This window comes from Chroococcidiopsis sp. TS-821 (assembly GCF_002939305.1).
Classification (GTDB): Bacteria; Cyanobacteriota; Cyanobacteriia; order Cyanobacteriales; family Chroococcidiopsidaceae; genus Chroogloeocystis.
Genome location: NZ_MVDI01000007.1, coordinates 181,914 through 200,740, shown reverse-complemented (window position 1 = coordinate 200,740; position 18,827 = coordinate 181,914). Strand labels below are relative to the sequence as shown.

At 43.7% G+C, this 18,827-nt stretch carries 15 protein-coding genes, 2 tRNA genes and 2 pseudogenes; 7 read left to right on the top strand and 12 right to left on the bottom strand.

What is annotated here, in order from left to right:
• Positions 1-19: 19 nt before the first annotated feature.
• Positions 20-1,414 (bottom strand): glycoside hydrolase 100 family protein, encoded by a 1,395-nt coding sequence (locus B1A85_RS17505; RefSeq protein ID WP_104548016.1) that lies wholly within the window; start codon positions 1,412-1,414, stop codon positions 20-22.
• A gap of 101 nt (positions 1,415-1,515) precedes the next feature.
• The gene (locus tag B1A85_RS17500) at positions 1,516-1,917 is read right to left on the bottom strand and encodes a hypothetical protein (protein WP_104548015.1); all 402 of its coding nucleotides are present in this window, start codon (positions 1,915-1,917) and stop codon (positions 1,516-1,518) included.
• 90 nt (positions 1,918-2,007) lie between these two features.
• On the opposite strand from B1A85_RS17500, the gene rppA reads away from it, so the two are divergent.
• Positions 2,008-2,700 (top strand): two-component system response regulator RppA, encoded by a 693-nt coding sequence (rppA, locus tag B1A85_RS17495; RefSeq protein WP_104548014.1) that lies wholly within the window; start codon positions 2,008-2,010, stop codon positions 2,698-2,700.
• 9 nt (positions 2,701-2,709) lie between these two features.
• Here rppA and B1A85_RS17490 read toward each other — a convergent pair whose 3' ends face one another.
• The gene (locus tag B1A85_RS17490; RefSeq protein WP_104548013.1) at positions 2,710-3,861 is read right to left on the bottom strand and encodes an MFS transporter; all 1,152 of its coding nucleotides are present in this window, start codon (positions 3,859-3,861) and stop codon (positions 2,710-2,712) included.
• Between the two features lie 118 nt (positions 3,862-3,979).
• Here B1A85_RS17490 and B1A85_RS17485 point away from each other — a divergent pair, with 118 nt between their 5' ends.
• The 4 genes from B1A85_RS17485 (at position 3,980) to B1A85_RS17470 (ending at position 8,623) form a co-directional block, all read left to right on the top strand.
• Complete coding sequence (locus tag B1A85_RS17485; protein ID WP_104548012.1) at positions 3,980-5,251, top strand: cell wall metabolism sensor histidine kinase WalK; 1,272 nt, start codon at positions 3,980-3,982, stop codon at positions 5,249-5,251.
• A gap of 45 nt (positions 5,252-5,296) precedes the next feature.
• A complete protein-coding gene (locus B1A85_RS17480; protein WP_104548011.1) occupies positions 5,297-5,647 on the top strand; it encodes a hypothetical protein in 351 nt (116 codons plus the stop codon).
• 257 nt (positions 5,648-5,904) lie between these two features.
• Positions 5,905-7,299, top strand: a complete 1,395-nt coding sequence (gene mgtE / locus B1A85_RS17475) for a magnesium transporter (protein WP_104548010.1) — start codon at positions 5,905-5,907, stop codon at positions 7,297-7,299.
• A gap of 190 nt (positions 7,300-7,489) precedes the next feature.
• Complete coding sequence (locus B1A85_RS17470; RefSeq protein WP_104548009.1) at positions 7,490-8,623, top strand: ferrochelatase; 1,134 nt, start codon at positions 7,490-7,492, stop codon at positions 8,621-8,623.
• A 28-nt stretch (positions 8,624-8,651) separates the two neighbouring features.
• Here B1A85_RS17470 and B1A85_RS17465 read toward each other — a convergent pair whose 3' ends face one another.
• Positions 8,652-9,233 (bottom strand): Crp/Fnr family transcriptional regulator, encoded by a 582-nt coding sequence (locus B1A85_RS17465; protein ID WP_210404543.1) that lies wholly within the window; start codon positions 9,231-9,233, stop codon positions 8,652-8,654.
• Positions 9,234-9,767: 534 nt separating this feature from the next.
• Positions 9,768-10,313, bottom strand: coding sequence for an NADPH-dependent FMN reductase (locus B1A85_RS17460; RefSeq protein ID WP_104548008.1), 546 nt, complete (start codon positions 10,311-10,313; stop codon positions 9,768-9,770).
• A gap of 395 nt (positions 10,314-10,708) precedes the next feature.
• Between B1A85_RS17460 and ftsH the strand changes: the two genes are divergently transcribed.
• A complete protein-coding gene (ftsH, locus tag B1A85_RS17455) occupies positions 10,709-12,598 on the top strand; it encodes an ATP-dependent zinc metalloprotease FtsH (protein ID WP_104548007.1) in 1,890 nt (629 codons plus the stop codon).
• A gap of 193 nt (positions 12,599-12,791) precedes the next feature.
• Here ftsH and B1A85_RS17450 read toward each other — a convergent pair whose 3' ends face one another.
• From B1A85_RS17450 to murA, 4 genes are all read right to left on the bottom strand, one after another.
• Complete coding sequence (locus B1A85_RS17450; RefSeq protein WP_104548006.1) at positions 12,792-13,457, bottom strand: M23 family metallopeptidase; 666 nt, start codon at positions 13,455-13,457, stop codon at positions 12,792-12,794.
• A 705-nt stretch (positions 13,458-14,162) separates the two neighbouring features.
• Positions 14,163-14,246 (bottom strand) — tRNA-Leu (locus tag B1A85_RS17445).
• Positions 14,225-15,100: a M48 family metallopeptidase gene (locus B1A85_RS17440; RefSeq protein WP_104548005.1), complete on the bottom strand. Its 876-nt coding sequence runs from the start codon at positions 15,098-15,100 to the stop codon at positions 14,225-14,227. Before B1A85_RS17440 ends, B1A85_RS17445 begins: the two co-directional genes overlap by 22 nt.
• Before the next feature lie 185 nt (positions 15,101-15,285).
• Positions 15,286-16,629, bottom strand: a complete 1,344-nt coding sequence (murA, locus tag B1A85_RS17435) for a UDP-N-acetylglucosamine 1-carboxyvinyltransferase (RefSeq protein WP_246841457.1) — start codon at positions 16,627-16,629, stop codon at positions 15,286-15,288.
• A gap of 353 nt (positions 16,630-16,982) precedes the next feature.
• On the opposite strand from murA, the gene B1A85_RS17430 reads away from it, so the two are divergent.
• Positions 16,983-17,064, top strand: a tRNA-Leu gene (locus B1A85_RS17430).
• Between the two features lie 54 nt (positions 17,065-17,118).
• Here B1A85_RS17430 and B1A85_RS26275 read toward each other — a convergent pair.
• The 3 genes and pseudogenes from B1A85_RS26275 to B1A85_RS17410 form a co-directional block, all read right to left on the bottom strand.
• Positions 17,119-17,473: pseudogene (locus tag B1A85_RS26275) on the bottom strand (hypothetical protein); the annotation flags it as partial.
• Positions 17,474-17,486: 13 nt separating this feature from the next.
• Positions 17,487-17,582, bottom strand: a pseudogene (locus tag B1A85_RS26270) (DUF2281 domain-containing protein); the annotation flags it as partial.
• Between the two features lie 337 nt (positions 17,583-17,919).
• Complete coding sequence (locus B1A85_RS17410) at positions 17,920-18,558, bottom strand: Uma2 family endonuclease (protein ID WP_104548003.1); 639 nt, start codon at positions 18,556-18,558, stop codon at positions 17,920-17,922.
• Positions 18,559-18,827: the final 269 nt, after the last annotated feature.

The following is an 18,827-nucleotide window of genomic DNA, read 5'->3' as shown; positions in this document are numbered from 1 at the left end:
TATTAATAACATTATTTGTTTAACTCGGTATAAATTCAGGATTTTCGTCAAAACTGATGAGATTGAGATTTGCTGGATTAGCCAGAAGATCTTTTGCGGCTAAATATCCAGCAATACTCCAGGTTTGATATCTTCGTGATTCTTTACCAATTAACCGTCCATTTTTACCATCGTAGTATTCAGGCCAGCAATCTTTACCTAAACGTTCCTCTGCGACTGCGATCGCTTTTTGGGCAATTTCTTGGCGATTTGTTTTTATTGCTGCCGCGGTTAACATCCAGAGTAAAATCGGCCAGTTTCCGCCATTGTGATACGACCAAGGTCTATTTTTGGGATCGCATCCAGTAATAATTCGCCAGTCAGCACCTTCAACCGCAGGAAAACAGATTTTCATCGGCATATATCCGACTAAATCGTGCCAACAGGCTTCAATCAAATTCATGATTTGTTGCGCTTCTTCTTCGCTGGCTAATGAAATTAAAATTGCCATCAAGTTTCCCAAAGCAAAAAAGCGAAAATCCATCCAGCCAGGTCCTAAATTACCTGCTAAATAACCGCCATTTTCTGGTAACCATTCGGTTAACCAAGGTGGAATTGAATCAGCATAAATATTAAATTTATTGGCAACTTCTTGACCAAATTCATCACCAGAAAAACGATAAATTTCATTTAATCGTTGCAGATTTAGCCAGTAATATTCGCGTACGTGATAACCTAACGTACCTAGACGATGTTTTACAGCCTCAAGATACTCGTCACCATTGTTATCAGGTAGAAGTAACTCTTTTGCCGCACGTAACGCCGCATAAAATAAAACTTGAATTTCTAAAGGATGACCGTAAACACCCATGCGACGGTCAATCATAAAAGCGCCATCGGGAACTAGCATCGTCGGATACATCGCAAACCGATGTACCAAACACAAGTCGAGAATAAGTTTGATTCCTTCTTGAAAATCAGCTTGATGCGCTAGCGCCCAATCTCCGGTTGCTTTAGCGTAGGCGCGTAATATCAAAATCCACCACAAACAGCAATCAACTGGGGGAACGCGGGCGATCGCGTGTTCGCCAAAATCAGCAACTAAGCGTTCTTCACCATCAATGTGTTCTACTTTAAAACTTGCAGGCATCAATCCAGGTCCTGGGCTAAAGCCATCCATTTGCTTTTCATGACTTTGGAGGTGTAGCGTTACAAGTAAGAAATCACGCACAATCTCAAATTGTCCTTCAGTTAAGAAAGCGATCGCGGAAACAACGAAATCGCGTACAAAGCACTGGTCATAATTGAGTGCTTCCATATCAGGATCGTTTGCCGCAACTGTACCAACTGGACGCCCTTGATAATACAGAAGTGATTTATCTAATAATTCTCTTGCCTCTCGCATTAATTCATGGCTCATGTTGCTAGCTGTCATCTTTTTAGAAAAATCTGGATGAAGTGTGAACTGATGATTTTTTACCTTGTTCAGTTGCAGTCAATCATCTTCACTTAGTCGTAAAAGCTCTAAATCCTTGTCTAAGTTTTGACTTGATAGCGCACTAATCTGCGCACATTTTCGCGTGACAGTCCAAGTTCAGATGCGATTGTCGTCTCGATTTGATGAAAGTCAGTAACAGGAAAAATGAAATCTAATTTTTTTAGTACAGAATTTTTCGTCAAGACTTCAACTTTAGTAAAACCTTGCTGCTGGTTGATTTCCGCATAAATCATCACTACCGTGACTGAAAGATGAACTTCAAGTTGAGTATCAGCTTCGAGTTGAGTCGTTGTACCATAAGGACGACTTAGTACGCGATCTGTTAGCGCACTCGTGGCAAACCAAAAAGCACCTCCCAGTAGCGGTAGAGCTAGCCAAAACTCTAGCCCCAGCGAATACAATGGTCTTAAGGAGCGAAGTGAAATCAGACGGCGGCGCATAAGAAGGACTGGAGGGATCTTGCCGATGGCAGACGCGTGCTGGAGTGTAGCTTTTCTACTATGAGCATCATTCGTAGGCGATCGCGCTGTATGAGAATCTTACTTGTAGAAGATGACCCCGCGCAATTAGAACCACTATATGCTGCTTTGTCGCAAGCTGGACATATTGTTGATGGTGTTGAGGATGGTGAAACTGCACAGTGGCTGTTGTCGCAAAAAGAATACGATTTACTCATTTTAGATTGGTTACTACCACGCGTTAGCGGTTTAAGTTTATGTCAACAGTTTCGTCAGGCGGGTAAAACGGCTCCTGTATTGATGCTCACAGCCAAAGATACGACAGCCGATAAAGTCACAGGTTTGGATGCGGGTGCAGATGACTACTTAGTCAAGCCGACAGACATTGTAGAACTTTTAGCGCGAGTGCGGGCTTTAGGCAGGCGATCGCCACTATGGCAGGGAGATACACTGCGTATGGCAGATTTGCAATTGCACCTCAATAGTCTCGCCGTCGAACGGAATAATACAGTTGTGCAACTATCTACACGAGAATTTCAGCTACTAGAATACTTCTTTCGTCATCCGCGTCAGGTACTTACCCGCGATCAAATCGAAGAAGCGTTATGGGAATGGGGTACAGAACCCGAAAGCAACGCGGTAACAACCTTAGTGCGCCGCCTTCGCCAACGGTTACAAACGATTAATGCCGCCGATTGGATCGAAACAATTTATGGTATGGGATATCGCTTGAATCCACCAGAAGAAGACCTTACCAAAGAGTAATTACCAAATTTATCGCCGAATCACTGATGTAATTGCGGGAACAGCAGCAAATTGAAAGGCAACGGCAAAACCTACCACTAAGATAACCGAGCGATCGTAGAGTAGTCCCATTAACGCACTACCAAGAAACCACGCCAAACCATAGCACAGGTAAAAGATGCCAAACGCAGAACCTCGTTGCATTGTAGGAACCATTGCGGCAACGATCGCCTTCATAATCGATTCTTGCGCGCCCATACCGATCCCCCATAGTGCCATACCTAACAGTGCTAACGGAGGATTACCCAAAAAAGTTAAAGGTGCAAAAAGTGCAGACAACACGACGGCGAAAACGAAGACCACAACACCATAGCGGTCAAACAATCTCCCCAAAACTAACGCGGCGATCGCATCCATTCCCATAGCAACAGCATAAAACAACGGGATAGTTGTCGTTTGTATCAATCCTGTATTTTGCCAATGGAATGCAATCAGCGGAAAGTCAGCAAAACCAAAAGCGATGAGCATCACACCAGCTAAGTAAATCCAGAAACGACGGGGTAAACCTACACCCGTTAGTTCGATCGTTTTTGCTTCAAATTCACGTGGATTTGGGTAGCGTCGTTGCGTTACAAGTAGCACGCCTAATCCCATCAAAGCTGGAACGAGTAGAATTGCAAAACTTTGTTGATAACTTTGTTGCCAAGCAAGAACTCCAGCAACAGCAAGTGGTCCGGCGACGGCTCCGATTTGATCCAAAGCTTCGTGCAAGCCAAAGCCAAAGCCTCCACCGACTTGCGTTGCAGCGTGTGATAATAAGACATCGCGTGGCGGAGATCGTACCGCTCTCCCTGCGCGTTCGGCAATTAAAAGTGCTGCAGCTGTTTCCCAGCGCCCTGTCAGGGCTAATAGTGGAATTGCGAGGGTATTAATCGCATATCCTAGAGTGGTGATTCCCCAATACTGCTGCGTGCGATCGCTGAGATACCCGGTGACCAGCCGCAGTGCATAACCTATTAACTCGCCTGCGCCTGCGACTAATCCGACAATTGCTCCACTCGCACCTAATACATTAAGATATGCGCCTGCAATGCTCCGTCCACCCTCATAAGTCGCATCAGCACATAAACTCACAATACCTAATAGAATGACAAATTTGAGGGCATTTGAGGTGGTTCTCATTGCCCGAAACTCTGAGTCAGAAAGTATATCATAGGAAAAATACAACCTCTTAGCTAACTGTTGAGGTTATCTAATAATAACTGCAAGTTTTTGTCAAGAATTCGCGAAAATCTAGTTAATGTTCAATCGCAGTCGTCGAAATTTAGCGCGTTGGTTTACGCTCTCAATGGGCAGTATTCTCGTCATTTTTGCTGCGGTTGTGTATTATCAAGAAGTCGAAGACGAACTTGAAGTTGTCGATCGCCTACTTTACAAAAAAACGCGCGCGATCGCGGCTAATATTGATTATCGTTACGAACAAGGACAGCAGCGTATAGATCTAGACAACGTCCCTTGGCTAGGCAATAGTCCTTTACCTGTGGATACCGAGTTAGTCTACGCTCGGTGGTATAACTCGCAAAAGCAAATTGTTCGTTTTTTTGGCGCTCCCCCACCACCACAACTCACATCAGAGGTCGGTTTTCACACGCTCAAAGACACTGATGACTTAGCAGCGCAAACGCGATTTCAGCCCTGGCTGCGTCAAGTGACTTTAGCCGTTGAGAAAAATGGGACAGTCATTGGCTATCTCCAAATTGCAACCTCTTTAGCCGCAGCCCAAAATTCACTGAGTCAACTACGATTGTTTTTAGCTCTAGCAGTCCCAATCACAATCTTTATCATTGCACTGGCAGGTTGGTTTTTGGGAGGATTGGCGATGCAGCCAATTCGTCAGGCTTACTTCCAACTACAGCGCTTCACGGCTGATGCTTCGCATGAATTACGTACGCCCTTAGCCGCGATTTTAAGCAATGCACAAGTCGGGTTACTTTCAGCAGATCCTGCTGGGCAACGGCTGCGTCTAGAGAAAATTGTTGAAGTTGCCAAATCAATGAGCAACCTAGTCAGTAATTTGTTATTACTCGCTCGACAGCAGGGAACAATAGCGCCTGAAGCCTTGCAGGAAATCGATTTAACTCAACTGTTACAAGCGTTAGCACGTCGTCAAATTGAACACAAAGCAGATACACTTAATTTTACAACCGACTTTCCATCGTATCCAGTTAAAGTCGTTGGCGATGCCAGTTTGATTCAGCAAGCCGTTATGAACTTGCTCGATAATGCCTTCAAGTATACTCCATCTGGCGGCAAAATTCAGTTACGTCTTACTACCCAATCGCGTTGGGCAGTTATTGAAGTCGAAGATAGTGGCATCGGTATTCCTGCAGAAGATTTACCGCACGTGTTTGAACGGTTTTATCGCGTAGATACCGAACGCGCTCGGAAAAACGGTGGATTTGGCTTAGGACTTGCGATCGCTCAGCAACTTGTCGAAGCACATGGCGGGCAAATTAGTGTTAGCAGTACCTACACTCAGGGGTCTACTTTTACAATCAAATTACCGCTTTAACCCTACTAAACTTATTGTTTTCTTGTCACAAGAAGGTCGTTGTTAATGTTAAATAAGCTTAGAGGCAGCTTGGTCTTCATTTTGGGATATATGCTGTCACCGCTATCGTGGTGGAATGATTTGTTTTTTAATCTACCTATTGCCTACTTTATTGGCTATGTTTTTAGTTTATTTCGTACAGATTTATTTTTACCTTTTTCAATAGCAGGCTACTGGCTTTCTAACGTTGCTGGTTTTTTGCTAATGCAATTTGGGGCTACAGATGTTCTCAGTCAGTCAAAACGAAATTTCAAAAAAGATTTACTAATTGGCTTGATTTCCTCTACGGTTTATACAGTTATTATTCTATTACTGGTGCAATTTGGTCTTCTCGAAACCCCATTCTTGACTGATTAGGAAAGGAAGTTGATAAGATGCATTAAGGAATACAGTGTTATGCCAAGGTTAAGAAAATAAAACTAAGAATTCTAGCAATCTTTATCTTGTTTTTTGCTTTGAACTTGGGTTCTCTAATTTTGCAAGCACAAAAAGCTTTGCTCTTGTACAAGCTGGATTTTATAATTCTCTACTCTCCCCTGCACCCTTGTACCCCTGCTTTTCTGCTGATTCACATATAAACCTTAAAGCTAATAGTACTACTTAGGAGGTTCACCTTGACTGAAGACTACAATGCTAATCGCTCTCAAACTGTATCGCGAGACGAACTGCGCCAGCTCGTACAGATGCAATTGCAAGCATTGCTTGAACAACAAAACTTTCAAGGTGCGAAAGCTTTACTCGTACCCGTACAACCCGTAGATATTGCCGAAGCAATTGAAGGTTTACCAGAAGCAATGCAGGCGATCGCATTTCGTTTGCTATCTAAAGATGAAGCGATTGAAGTTTACGAATATCTCGATCCCGTTGTTCAACAAAAATTAATTGAGGAATTCAAACACCAAGATGTCTTGGACATTGTTGACAAAATGTCGCCGGACGATCGCGCGCGTTTGTTTGATGAATTACCAGCAAAAATTGTCCGTCGCCTCCTCACCCAGTTAAGTCCGGAAGAACGACAAGCCACCTCTTTACTTTTAGGCTATAAACCTAATACTGCTGGGCGCATTATGACCCCAGAGTATATTTCGCTTAAAGAAGGAATGACGGTTGCGCAAGCACTAGAGCGAATTCGTAGCGTTGCCAATATTACTGAAACAATCTACTACCTATACGTTACAGATGCGGCAAGGAGATTAGTAGGAATTCTATCTCTTAGGGATCTCGTGACAGCTCAGCCTAACCAGACTATTGGCGAGATTATGACACGCGATGTTGTACACGTATACACTGAAACGGATCAAGAAGAAGTTGCCCGCGTTATTAAAGATTATGACTTCTTAGCAGTACCGGTTGTCGATGCTGAGCAACGGCTCGTTGGAATCGTGACAGTTGATGATGTTATTGATATTTTAGAGCAAGAAACAACCGAAGATATTTATACGCTGGGTGGCGTGCAAGCCGGTGGTGGTAACTATTTCCAAACTAACTTGTTTACTGTTGCGCGCAAACGTGTTGTTTGGTTATTTGTTCTATTGATTACAAATACAGCAACGGCAGTTGTTATTCAAAATCAAGAAGAAGTTCTCGAGCAAGTTGTTGCATTAGCAGCATTTATTCCTTTATTGATTGATACCGGCGGTAATGTAGGAGCACAGTCTTCTACTGTAGTCATTCGGGGGTTAAGTACTAATGAAGTCCAAACAGGGAAGTTCCTAGGAGTCATATCCCGAGAAACAATTGCAGGAGTCATCTTAGGAGTCATGTTAGCTATTGTCGTGACTGTATGGGCTTACTTTCTCCAGGGCGATCTTTCCGTGGCGATCGCGGTTGGAGTCAGTTTATTTGCGATCGCGATTTTGGCTTCTTTCGCAGGTTCAGCATTACCGTTTTTGTTTCGTTCGCTCAAACTCGATCCGGCTTTGATGTCAGCACCGTTCATTACAACTGCGGTTGACGTGTTGGGGGTTTTAATTTACTTGTGGACGGCAAGAATTATTTTGGGATTGTAGTTTGTCATTCTCTCTTTTCCCCTACCTCCCTGCCAACAGAAGCTAACCAACTTTCAGCCAAAGGCAGCTATGCCCCCTATGGGGATGCTAACCTAAGAATGGTGTCGGTACTTCGCGGGCTATACACGGCATCGTTGGGCGCTCCAAGTACCTACAAAACCAACAAGCTCATCTATTTGAGGAATGTAAATTGGTTGCCATCCCCGAAAAACAGCAACAAGCATCTGCTCATTCTAGCAACGACCGAGTTGCCGTCTTGCTGATGGGCTACGGCGAAGTCGAAAATTACGAAGATTTTGCTAACTATAACGAACAAGCGTTAAATCTGCTAACAGCTAAATTTGCTCCAGTACCAACGTGGATTTATCCACCTTTAGCCAAAATACTAGCGCTATTTGACCGACATGAATGGGGTCATCAACACGATCGCTTCATTTCACCCCACAATGCGATTTTTGAGCAGCAGCGCGCCGGTATTGAACAGCACTTGCAACAACGGTGGGGTACTCGCGTTCAAGTCTTTAAAGCATTTAATTTCTGTGCGCCCTTTCTCCCTGAACAAGTCTTAGCAGAAATCAAAGCTCAAGGCTTTGACAAAATTCTCATTTACCCGCTACTCGTCGTCGATTCGATCTTCACAAGTGGGATCGCGGTTGAGCAAGTTAATAAAGCTTTAGCAAAGCTTGCAGATGGTGACGAGCATTGGGTAAAAGGACAACGCTATATTCCTTCTTTCTATAACGAACCTGCCTATATCAATTTAATGGCGCGTCTTGTTGAGGAAAAAATTACAACTGATTTAGCTGCAGCTTACCTACCTTCCCAAATAGGTATCGTGTTAATGAATCATGGTTGTCCGCATAAAGCCAAAGGATTCACCTCTGGAATTACAGAAAGTGAAGCACTATACGAACAGGTAAGAGAACAATTAATCGACCGCTATCCACTGATTTCTGTTGGCTGGCTGAACCACGATACGCCGCTAATTGAATGGACACAGCCCAACGCCACACAAGCGGCAAAAAACTTGATCGAACTTGGTGCTAAAGCAATTATATTTATGCCAATTGGCTTTGCCACCGAAAATCATGAAACTTTACTCGACGTCGATCATATTATTCATGCACTACAGCGCCAGCGTAAAGATATTACTTACGTACAAATGCCCTGCGTTAATGACCATCCAGACTTTCTAAAAATGGCAGCCGAGTGGGCTAACCCTCATATCGCGGCTTTACTTTCAGAACAAGCGATCGCCGTCAATCCCCAACTAGCTGTAGCGCAAGCGCATCACCATCATCACCACCACGAACATCATCACTAAAAAATACGGGTAAGGCATTGCCTTGCCCTCACAAGGCTCTCATGCAATGAGGCTCAGTGATAATAATGCTCCACCCTTGGCGTAGTATTTTCCCTTCTAGTGCTAATTGTTGCAGCATTCGCGTTACTGTCACCCGTGTCGAGCCAATCGTATCGGCTATATCTTGATGAGTAATCGGTAAATCTAATAGCCGCCCCTGCTCGACATCACAACCAAATTTTTTGTCTAGCCAAAGCAGAAACTCCCACAGCCTTAACACAACTGATTCTCTGCGAATGATACAGATTAACTCATCCGTTTGTTGCATCTGCTCTACAACATCATTCAATATGCCTTGCCATAAATTGGACGGCACGCTACTACACTCTACATCAGTTAAACATTCGATTTGAAGAGGTTGAATTCGCGATATGGCTTTGCCTACGATTTCACCAGATCCCCAGTAACCCAGGACAATCGAAGTTCCCTCTTCTGTCCAAGTAGATGTACGTACGGCACCGCATTCAATTCTCCACAAAATATCTGTTTGCAGCGGAATGAGTTTTCTGCGACGAAACCTGCACTTCTGTACAGGCAAAAAAAACGCTGAACCTGCGTTGGGTATTGCCATATCCTCTTACTGCAAAAAGTTACAGGTTTCTACACTATTCAGTACGCTATTGCACTTAATATCAACAAGCAAGGGTGATTTTACGGAAAATGTTTGAGAAAACCTGAGATTTCCTTTGTAAAAGCCTTAAATATACGAGTGCGAATCATCTATTTTTTGTGATAAGATAAAAGATTAGTAAACTTTTGCTTCGCGGGAAAAAACCTACTTAGCAATATATTCATATGAATTATTCGTAATTCGTAATGAATTAATTTAGGTATTGAGACTCAAGTTCATTAGTACGAACCAAGGTTTTTCCATATCTTCCTGATAGGCTTTGGTGCAAGGCTTTCCAACTTCCTAAAAACCCCAAGATCGAAAACCTTAAACTAAACCATTTGATTCTCCCAGAAGTTGTAGATTTTGGGGCGATCGGGGATAAAGTTGCTGAACAATTCGTACATTATAATTCAGCAATACGTCATTCAATTCTCAAGTTCCTAAATTTAATATTAATTACTTAATATTAATTACGAATTACGAACCATGATGCTAGGCGACGCCTTGCAGCTTCCGTGTATTTTCTACCAAACTTTGAGCAAACTGATCGAAACGTTGGGCAAGTTTTTCGTCTAAAATTTTGCCATCGGAACTGAAAGCTTTCCACGCCTGTCCGATTGCAACTTGTTCGGGAATTACCCATGCGTGTACCCAACGCATAATTACGCGTAAATCGTTTAGCGCATTACTATTCGATTGACCGCCTAATACACTGATGAGTCCGACAACTTTGCCATCTAGCTGCTCAAAACTCATTAAATCGAGCGCGTTTTTTAAGACACCGCTCACACTTCCGTGATATTCTGGAGTTGCCAAAATTAGACCGTCCGCTTGCTTAACTGTGTTTTGCAGTTTGACAACATCAGGATAATCAGGGTAGCTATCTTCACCGTTGCAAAATGGTAGTTTCATTTGCCTGAGGTCGAGGATTTCTACTTCGGCTCCCAAAGCTGCTACGCGCTTTGCTACTAGTTTTAAAGCACTTTGGCTATAAGAGTCTGGTCTTAAACTCCCACCAATTCCAACAATTTTAACCATTGAGTTGCTCCTTAAGGGCATCTAATTAAACATTAATTATTCTCAACAAATCTGAATTACGGTCATCCAGTCTTGTTGTGGAGCAAAGTACTCTACAAAGTACTCTAAATATATGCAACTTATGTACTTCTCGTAGCGACTAAATAGTTAGTTATAGTAGATAGAAAAACGTAGTCGTAATGAGTATGACTTAAATTATAATAAATATGCTGAGATTGTGTCAAACTCGAAGTTTTGTCTGCGATAGAACTTGAGTTATCAGTAATACTAGAGGTAGTGGTGGGAAGGCTAAACTAGATCTTGGCAAGATAAATTGTAAGTTTTTATTCATGCTCAGGCAGAACGCTCAGATGCAAGTGCTTGGGTTAAGGCAGTAGACAAAGGGCAGTCAATATATGAGAGGTTTGCAGAAAAAAGCATTGATGCGCCAAAAACCAGCAAGCGGTTTGGCTTTCACTGGGGCGATCGCCGCAGGTTGGATTATCTTACAGTCTACGTTTGTGGCAAGCCCGGCACTAGCGCAACGAAGAGAGCCGAATGCTCTAACATATGGAGAATTAATCGAAAGAATTGATGCCGGTCAAGTCGAACGCGTTGAAATTGACCCAACGCAAAGAGTGGCGCGAGTTCAACTCGAAGGACAACAAGCCGATGCACCACCGCAAGAAGTACCGCTTCTCGATCAAAATCCCGAACTCATTGAAAGACTGCGAGCCAACCGAGTTGAATTTGAAGTCGTCTCCTCTGCGGATGGTCGAGTGGCAATTGGAATTTTGGCAAACTTGCTGTGGATATTACCACTGATGGCATTGATGTTGTTGTTCCTCCGACGTTCGAGCAACGCGTCGAATCAAGCGATGAACTTTGGGAAATCCCGCGCTCGATTTCAGATGGAAGCGAAAACAGGGATAACATTCGTTGATGTCGCTGGAATCGAAGAAGCGAAAGAAGAACTCCAAGAAGTTGTCACCTTCCTCAAGCAACCCGAACGCTTCACAGCAATTGGAGCCAGAATTCCCAAAGGAGTCTTACTAGTAGGACCGCCAGGAACCGGAAAAACTCTGTTAGCCAAAGCGATCGCCGGTGAAGCCGGAGTGCCATTCTTCAGTATTTCTGGTAGCGAATTTGTCGAAATGTTTGTCGGTGTTGGTGCTTCGCGCGTGCGCGACTTATTCAAAAAAGCGAAAGACAACGCACCGTGCTTGATCTTCATCGACGAAATCGACGCCGTAGGAAGACAACGCGGTACTGGAATTGGTGGCGGAAACGACGAGCGCGAACAAACGCTCAACCAGTTACTCACCGAGATGGACGGCTTTGAAGGCAACACAGGCATCATTATTATTGCCGCAACCAACCGCCCGGACGTTCTGGATGCAGCACTTCTGCGTCCTGGTCGATTTGACCGGCAAGTGATTGTCGATGCTCCCGATCTCAAAGGACGGCGAGAAATTCTGCAAGTTCATGCCCGCAACAAAAAACTTGATTCTAACGTATCTCTGGATGCAGTAGCACGGCGAACACCAGGATTTACCGGCGCAGATTTAGCCAACTTGCTCAACGAAGCGGCGATCTTGACCGCACGCCGACGCAAAGAGGCAATCACGTTGTTGGAAATTGATGATGCGATCGACCGCGTTGTCGCCGGAATGGAAGGAACGCCACTTGTAGACAGCAAGAGCAAACGACTCATTGCTTACCATGAAGTAGGTCACGCCTTGTTAGCAACACTACTCAAAGACCACGACCCAGTACAGAAAGTCACGCTAATTCCACGCGGACAAGCACGCGGACTAACGTGGTTTACTCCAAGTGAAGATCAAGGGTTAATCTCGCGCGCGCAACTCTTAGCAAGAATTACAGCGACACTTGGCGGTAGAGCAGCCGAAGAAATTGTCTTTGGTAAAGAAGAAGTCACGACTGGTGCGGGTCAAGATTTGCAACAACTCACAAACTTAGCGCGCCAGATGGTAACTCGTTTCGGAATGTCTGACTTAGGTTTGCTTTCCCTCGATAACCAAAATAACGAAGTGTTTTTGGGGCGCGATCTCATGACGCGATCGGAATATTCTGAAGAGATTACAGCACGCGTGGATGCTCAAGTTCGACAAATTATTTCTCACTGTCACGAGCAAGCATTAAAACTTCTTCAAGAGAACCGCGTTTTGATGGATCGTTTAGTCGATTTATTGATTGAAAGAGAAACAATTGACGGCGATGAATTTCGCAAGATTGTAGCAGAATACAAGCAATCTCACGAGCGAGATGCGTTGGTTACTAGTTAGTTATAGTGGTAGCAGTACTCTAAACTGCAGAGCCGATAATTTACCACAACGCAAGTAGCAATTATCGGCTTTTTATTGAGATGCTGACGTTGAGCAGTCGAGTTACATCGTTTCGCTTTAAAGTTTCTACAAATAGACCGCAGAGAAAGCACAGGAAAAATTAACGCTACATAATGCAAACTTCCCAATATTCTTATTGAATCCTTGCAGAAGATTGTAGCGTTCTACCCGATTGCTGAGCGTACATTGCTCTGAGAACAAGAGCCGGATCTACATAGTTGTTTGCGTACTTGAGTCCCCAATGGAGATGCGGACCTGTAGTGCGTCCTGTCATTCCTACTCGACCAATTCGCGCACCACTATGAATATATTGACCTTCCCAAATTTGAATTCCACCTTCGCGGTCAATTAAGTAGCGATTGCCACCTTGCGTTTCAACGTGACCTTGCATGTGACAATAGATATGCTCCCAGTCACCCGATTGCACAACAATATGCGTTCCACAAGCAGTGCGGTCTGAAACTTTAATAACCTTCCCTGACCACCAATTACGAATGTAGCTTCCTTGCGGTGCCGCAAAGTCTAGTCCTCGATGAAATTCCCATCCCGATCCTCCAGTCGGCGAGCGACGATACCCAAATGGGGAAGTGTAAGCTTGAAAATTTTCTACAGGAAATGAAGCATTCTGCCAAGAATTACTAGCTGCAACCTGAGTTTCTTCAGCAGCTACAACTTGAGTCGTGTAATGTTGCCAAATTATGCTTGATGCACTTACGAGCCCTAGCACAGCTAGAAGAAGACTTTTTCTCCAACGAATACGATTTTTGGGTTGATAACTAGATGCAGATGCTTGCTTCATATATTCACTCCTCAACATAGACATTGGTCTTCGGCTAGTGGCTTAGACAATTGATCGGTCTTTAGTTTCTAGTTAGGCAATACGATCGCTTGCTGAGCTAAAACAATTATTCTTGGGATTTTGCGCGCAGCGATCGCAGGCGATTTCCTTCTCTACAACAAGTGAATCGAAAGAACGATTAAGTTTTTTTCACAAGGTAAAAGTTCTTTCCTCTACGAAAAATATTTTTAAGCTTTTTTTAATAATGTGTTTTTATAAACTAGGCTACTCTTAGTTTTACTTATGCTCCCTGCTATAACAAACATTAAAAGAAGTTAGCGCCAGAGCTCCTGACAATCCAAGCGCAATTTTACTGATATATTGCGAGCAATTTACACTAAAAAATTATTGTAATATCAGAAAATATACGGTAGTCATAGTTGCTTTATATGTGCATGCGGTTGAAGAAATTGACTGAATTTCTTGACGAAGGTCAAAGCTGGGTAATTTACACCGTCTATCTCCGTTTGGCGATCGCATAGATTGATCGTTGCGCTGACGCTACGTCCATCTTGAACTTGAAATTGAGGTAATTAACAGGCGCTCGCAAAAAAAAGCAGTGCGTCACATTAAAAACACTGCTTTAAGCTAATTTCCGAGCGCGCATTGACGAGCGATACTAATACACTGCCAGCGTTAAACATCGCTCGACCCTAACAAATTGAATGGGCAGGAGGAGAATCGAACTCCTATGACCGCAAGGTCGCCACATTTTGAGTGTGGTGCGTCTACCAGTTTCGCCACCCGCCCTTGTGAGCAGCTTTATGATTATAATCCATAGCGTGACTTTCTAACAAGTTTTGATAATCTCGACTCGATGCCCAGCGGTCAATTTCTCTAGCGCGTAGTACAGGTAGCGGATGAGTGAGTTGTGATATCCGCGCTGATTTAAGGACTTCCCCTAACTCGGTGTTGCTAATATCGTCATAGGCACGGGCTTGCGCGAGAAAGGCATCTAAGTTGAGTTGCGATGCAAGAGTTGGCGAACCTCCTGAAAGCTTCATCAACAGCGACATCACGATTTTGGGATCTTGAGTCGCAAGGAGGGCAGCCCGATCGCACGTAAACTCTGCACATCGCACCCACTCTAAAAGCTGTGCTTGCAGCGCTTGGGCGACAAAGCCACCTAAATTAGGCAACTGTCCTGCGGCTAAAACAACCAAGTTGACTAATGTGAGATACACTCCATGGTCGCACTTCAGATGACCTAATTCGTGCGCGATTACTGCCTGAATTTCCTCAGGAGTCAGCAAATCCAACAAAGAAGTATGCATGACAATAAAGGGCTGTTTGCCACGCATAGCAAATGTATAAGCATTTGGAACTGGATGCTGACGGACATACAACTGTGGCGGTTCTAGATCCAACACTCGACAAGCTTCGATTAACAGCTTGTGGAACTGAGGCAGTTGTTGCTCGCTGACTAGGATACTAGAGGCAATATTGTCTACATAAAAAAACTGTTCCGCCATTTGCCCTAGCAGGTTACGTATGATGATATCAGCGCCAGGGATTTGTTTGAGAGCTTTAGTTGCCTCTAAATCTAATGGATGACGAAACTCGTCGGCTTTTAGACCAATTAGCTGAGTTTTAGAGAAAGACATGCGCCGTTTTCGCTTACAAAGGAATAGAAAAGTTACAGTGGGTAATAATCAGGTGATGCGATCGCGTTGTGAACTAACGCGCTATGTGTTCAGTATAACGAATCACAGCTTTTGCACTGCGGCTGGCAATCATTACCTTTGCGCGCGATGACTCAAGTCGCGAGTCACTTCAACGCAATTGTTGCTTAGTCTTTCTCTAATAAAACAGAATGACTCGTTAAACTTGCACTACTAGTATCGGCACTACCTGGAACGCGCTCTAAGATTGCCCCTAAAGAAAGTAGTTTGACTTCCAACTGCTCGTAACCGCGATCGAGATGATGCAAGCACTGAATAACCGTTTTGCCATCTGCTGCCAATCCAGCTAAAACAAGCGCTGCGGAAGCACGAAGATCTGTTGCTATGACTGGTGCGCCAGATAACATCGAAACACCGCGTACAAGTGCATGATTGCCCTTAATCCGAATGTCTGCCCCCATGCGATTTAGCTCTGCGACGTGACGCATTCGGTTTTCAAATACAGTTTCAGTTATTAAACTATCGCCTTCACTGAGCGTGAGTAACGCCATAAACTGAGCTTGCATATCGGTAGGAAAGCCAGGATAGGGCAAGGTTTCAATATCTGTTGCTTTAATTGTGTCTCCAGGAACAATTCGCAAGCAATCCGGAGCTTCGGTGACAACTTGCGCGCCGGTTTCCTGAAGTTTCGCAATCACCGCAGTCAAATGCTCTGGAACAACCGGAGACAAACTAATTTCGGAATGCGTAATCGCTCCAGCAACTAGGAAAGTGCCAGCCTCGATGCGATCGGGATTAATAGTGTAATCTGTGGAATGCAAGCGAGGAACTCCGGCGATTGTAATTGTATTCGTTCCGGCTCCGCGAATACGCGCCCCCATCGCTCGACAAAAATTAGCTAAGTCTACGACTTCTGGCTCTTGTGCAGCGTTTTCAATCGTTGTTTCCCCCTCTGCTAAGGTAGCAGCCATCATAATTGTCTCGGTAGCACCAACGCTGGGGTAATCTAAGTAGATTTTTGCACCTTTGAGTTTGCGTTGATTACCAGCGACGTAAGCGTGAACGATACCATGTTCAATTTGCACGTCGGCTCCCATTGCTTGTAAACCCCGTACGTGGAGATCTACTGGTCGAGCGCCAATTGTACACCCACCAGGTAGGGGAATGCGTGCGACTCCTAACCTTGCCAGTAACGGTCCAATAATAAAGAAACTTGCTCGTAGCTGGCTAACCAGCTCGTAAGGAGCCTTTGAGTGACTAATCGTACTCGCATTAATGTCTAAAACATCGCCTTGATGCTCAATCTTAACTCCTAAAGCGGTTAAAATTTGTCCCATTCGCTTCACATCAACAAGGTTAGGAACATTGCGAATGCGGCAATCTTCAGGACAAAGTAAGGCTGCGGCAATGACAGTTAGTGCTGAGTTTTTTGCGCCACTGATTTTGACATGACCTTTTAATGGATGCTTGCCCCAAATCTGTAGAACAGAAGTGTCAGCATCAGATAACACGTGGGCGTTTGGTAAGCCGTGAGAGGTAGTAATAGGTCTATCCTCCGTAAAGAATTCGGTACTTTTACAAGTTCAAAGTTGGTTTTGATTCTACATTGACATTTGCAAAAGTTAAACCTTCTGAGTCATCGCATATTAATTTCATCATTGCTGAAACAAAAGAGTACTTACACGCTTGTTTTATCTTTCAGTGAATGGTAGCTTATAGAGTTTTGAGAACTTCTGCAGCTAAAAAATAGAAGCAAAACACTTTGGTGAATGCCATGTTGTACCGGTGTTCTGCACTTAGACCAGCTATCTTGACACTTAAGCAAATTTGAGCGAAAATAAAGAACTGCGTAAAAAACGTATAAGCGGAACTGGCGGAATTGGCAGACGCGCTAGATTCAGGTTCTAGTGCCGCAAGGCTTCCGGGTTCAAGTCCCGGGTTCCGCATTTTTATATTTTGCTTGAAGGCTCTCTAGGGAGGGGCAGAGGAGCAGACGATTAGAATTCTTTTAAGGTACGACGGAAGTATTGAGCGCGGTAGTTGGGATCTGTGTAGTTTTTCTAATTCTTCGATATCTGCTTGTTTGGTGAAGCCGTGCCAATCTAATAACAAACGAATTTCGCCTTCGTTTTGAATAATGTTTAGCAGGGGTTCTTCGTAGAGTTTGAGTACCCCACTGTCAAAATAAGCTGTCGATCGCCGATAGATATGACTGCGTTCTAAAACGTTACTGATGAAGGTATGGTATTTCTCTAGTTCGTCTGGTAAGTTGAATTTGCGGCGATCGCGTTGAACTTCGATGAAGGTGCCTGCAAGTAAAGTCTTTTCTTCAACGACGCGTTCTAATTCGAGAAACGGCTAGATCTCGTTTTGTTTTTAAAAAGCGTAGAAAGTTTAGCGTTTCAGCCAAAAGAGTATCTGGAGTGGATTCTATTTCTTGAAGTAGTTGTTTTTTAATAGTCATAAGCAAACATTGTGTTTTACTCAGTACTTGATTCGTATTATTGTGGATTAGCTGATTCCATCAAAGCAATTTTTTTGACTCTCAGCCACCCTTTAATTTGCTTTTCTCGCGCGATCGCTGTCACCTAGAATTTCTATAATTTTTGCGATCGCTGCTTCTAACTTTTCGGAAAATAATAATGGTTCTCATTTGTAAAAAGCTTTTTCTCCTTTCAATTCCAAACGGTGTCGCTTGACTACTTCATCATTGCTTGTCTATAAGGCGCGGTCAAACAAAATTAGATTTTTCATAATTATTTTCCACGAAAGTGCATATTCAGTATGGAATTAACCACTCATTAACCAGCATTAAAAACTTGTTCCGCCGTCAAATTGAACTCAGGAAAAGCAGGAGATATAATTTTATCGCTACCACGAAACTGACTGACTTGGTATTCCCCATCAATGAGTTGATAGACTGAAATAGTGGGTTGTTTGGGATCGCCGATAAACTTCCTAGCTCCCAATGCTGCATAGTCAACAATCCAATATTCGGGAATGTTCATCTCTACCCTTCGGGAAGGGCTTCGCCCAACATAATCGGCGAGTTTTAGATAGTAATCATCGCGCCAATTGGTACTGACAACCTCAATAACTAAAGGAATTGATGTACCCTGAGTCACAGCAGAAGATTTTTCCCAAAGCGGTTCATTAACCAAAGCAGTGTCATTTAGTATTAATACATCTGGAAAATAACCTGATTCTCTTTCTGGTGGTTTTACTATTACTTGATTGGGGATGAAGTAGGGGAGATTTAATCGTCTAAACTCTAAAGTTAATTCAGCCGCCAAAAATCCTTTTATTCTTTCATGTCTCCCTGTAGGCTGTGCCATTTGGACAATTTCCCCGTTATGCAGCTCGTAGCGTACCCCAGAGGAATCGGGATAAAGCGCGATAAATTCGTCAAAGGTGACTATTTTAGGTAAGGCTTGGGTCATAACGATTGATGAGTGTAGGTTATGTTTCTATCCTAGAAGCGTAGCTTCGTCCTCCGTATCTACTCCAGATACGCGCTTTTGCATCGCATATCTGGTAATTCCTCACTCATGAATAATGAGTAAAAAGGGAAGCTAGGAATAGCTATATCAATTTTTGTCATCGATCGCTTCCTTGAGTTTGAGTAGTAGATTCTTCCTTGCGTAGCTGTTTTACGTCTGCCAAAAATTCCATTAAGGTTACTTTAGCAAGCCATAGATGGCGTTCATTA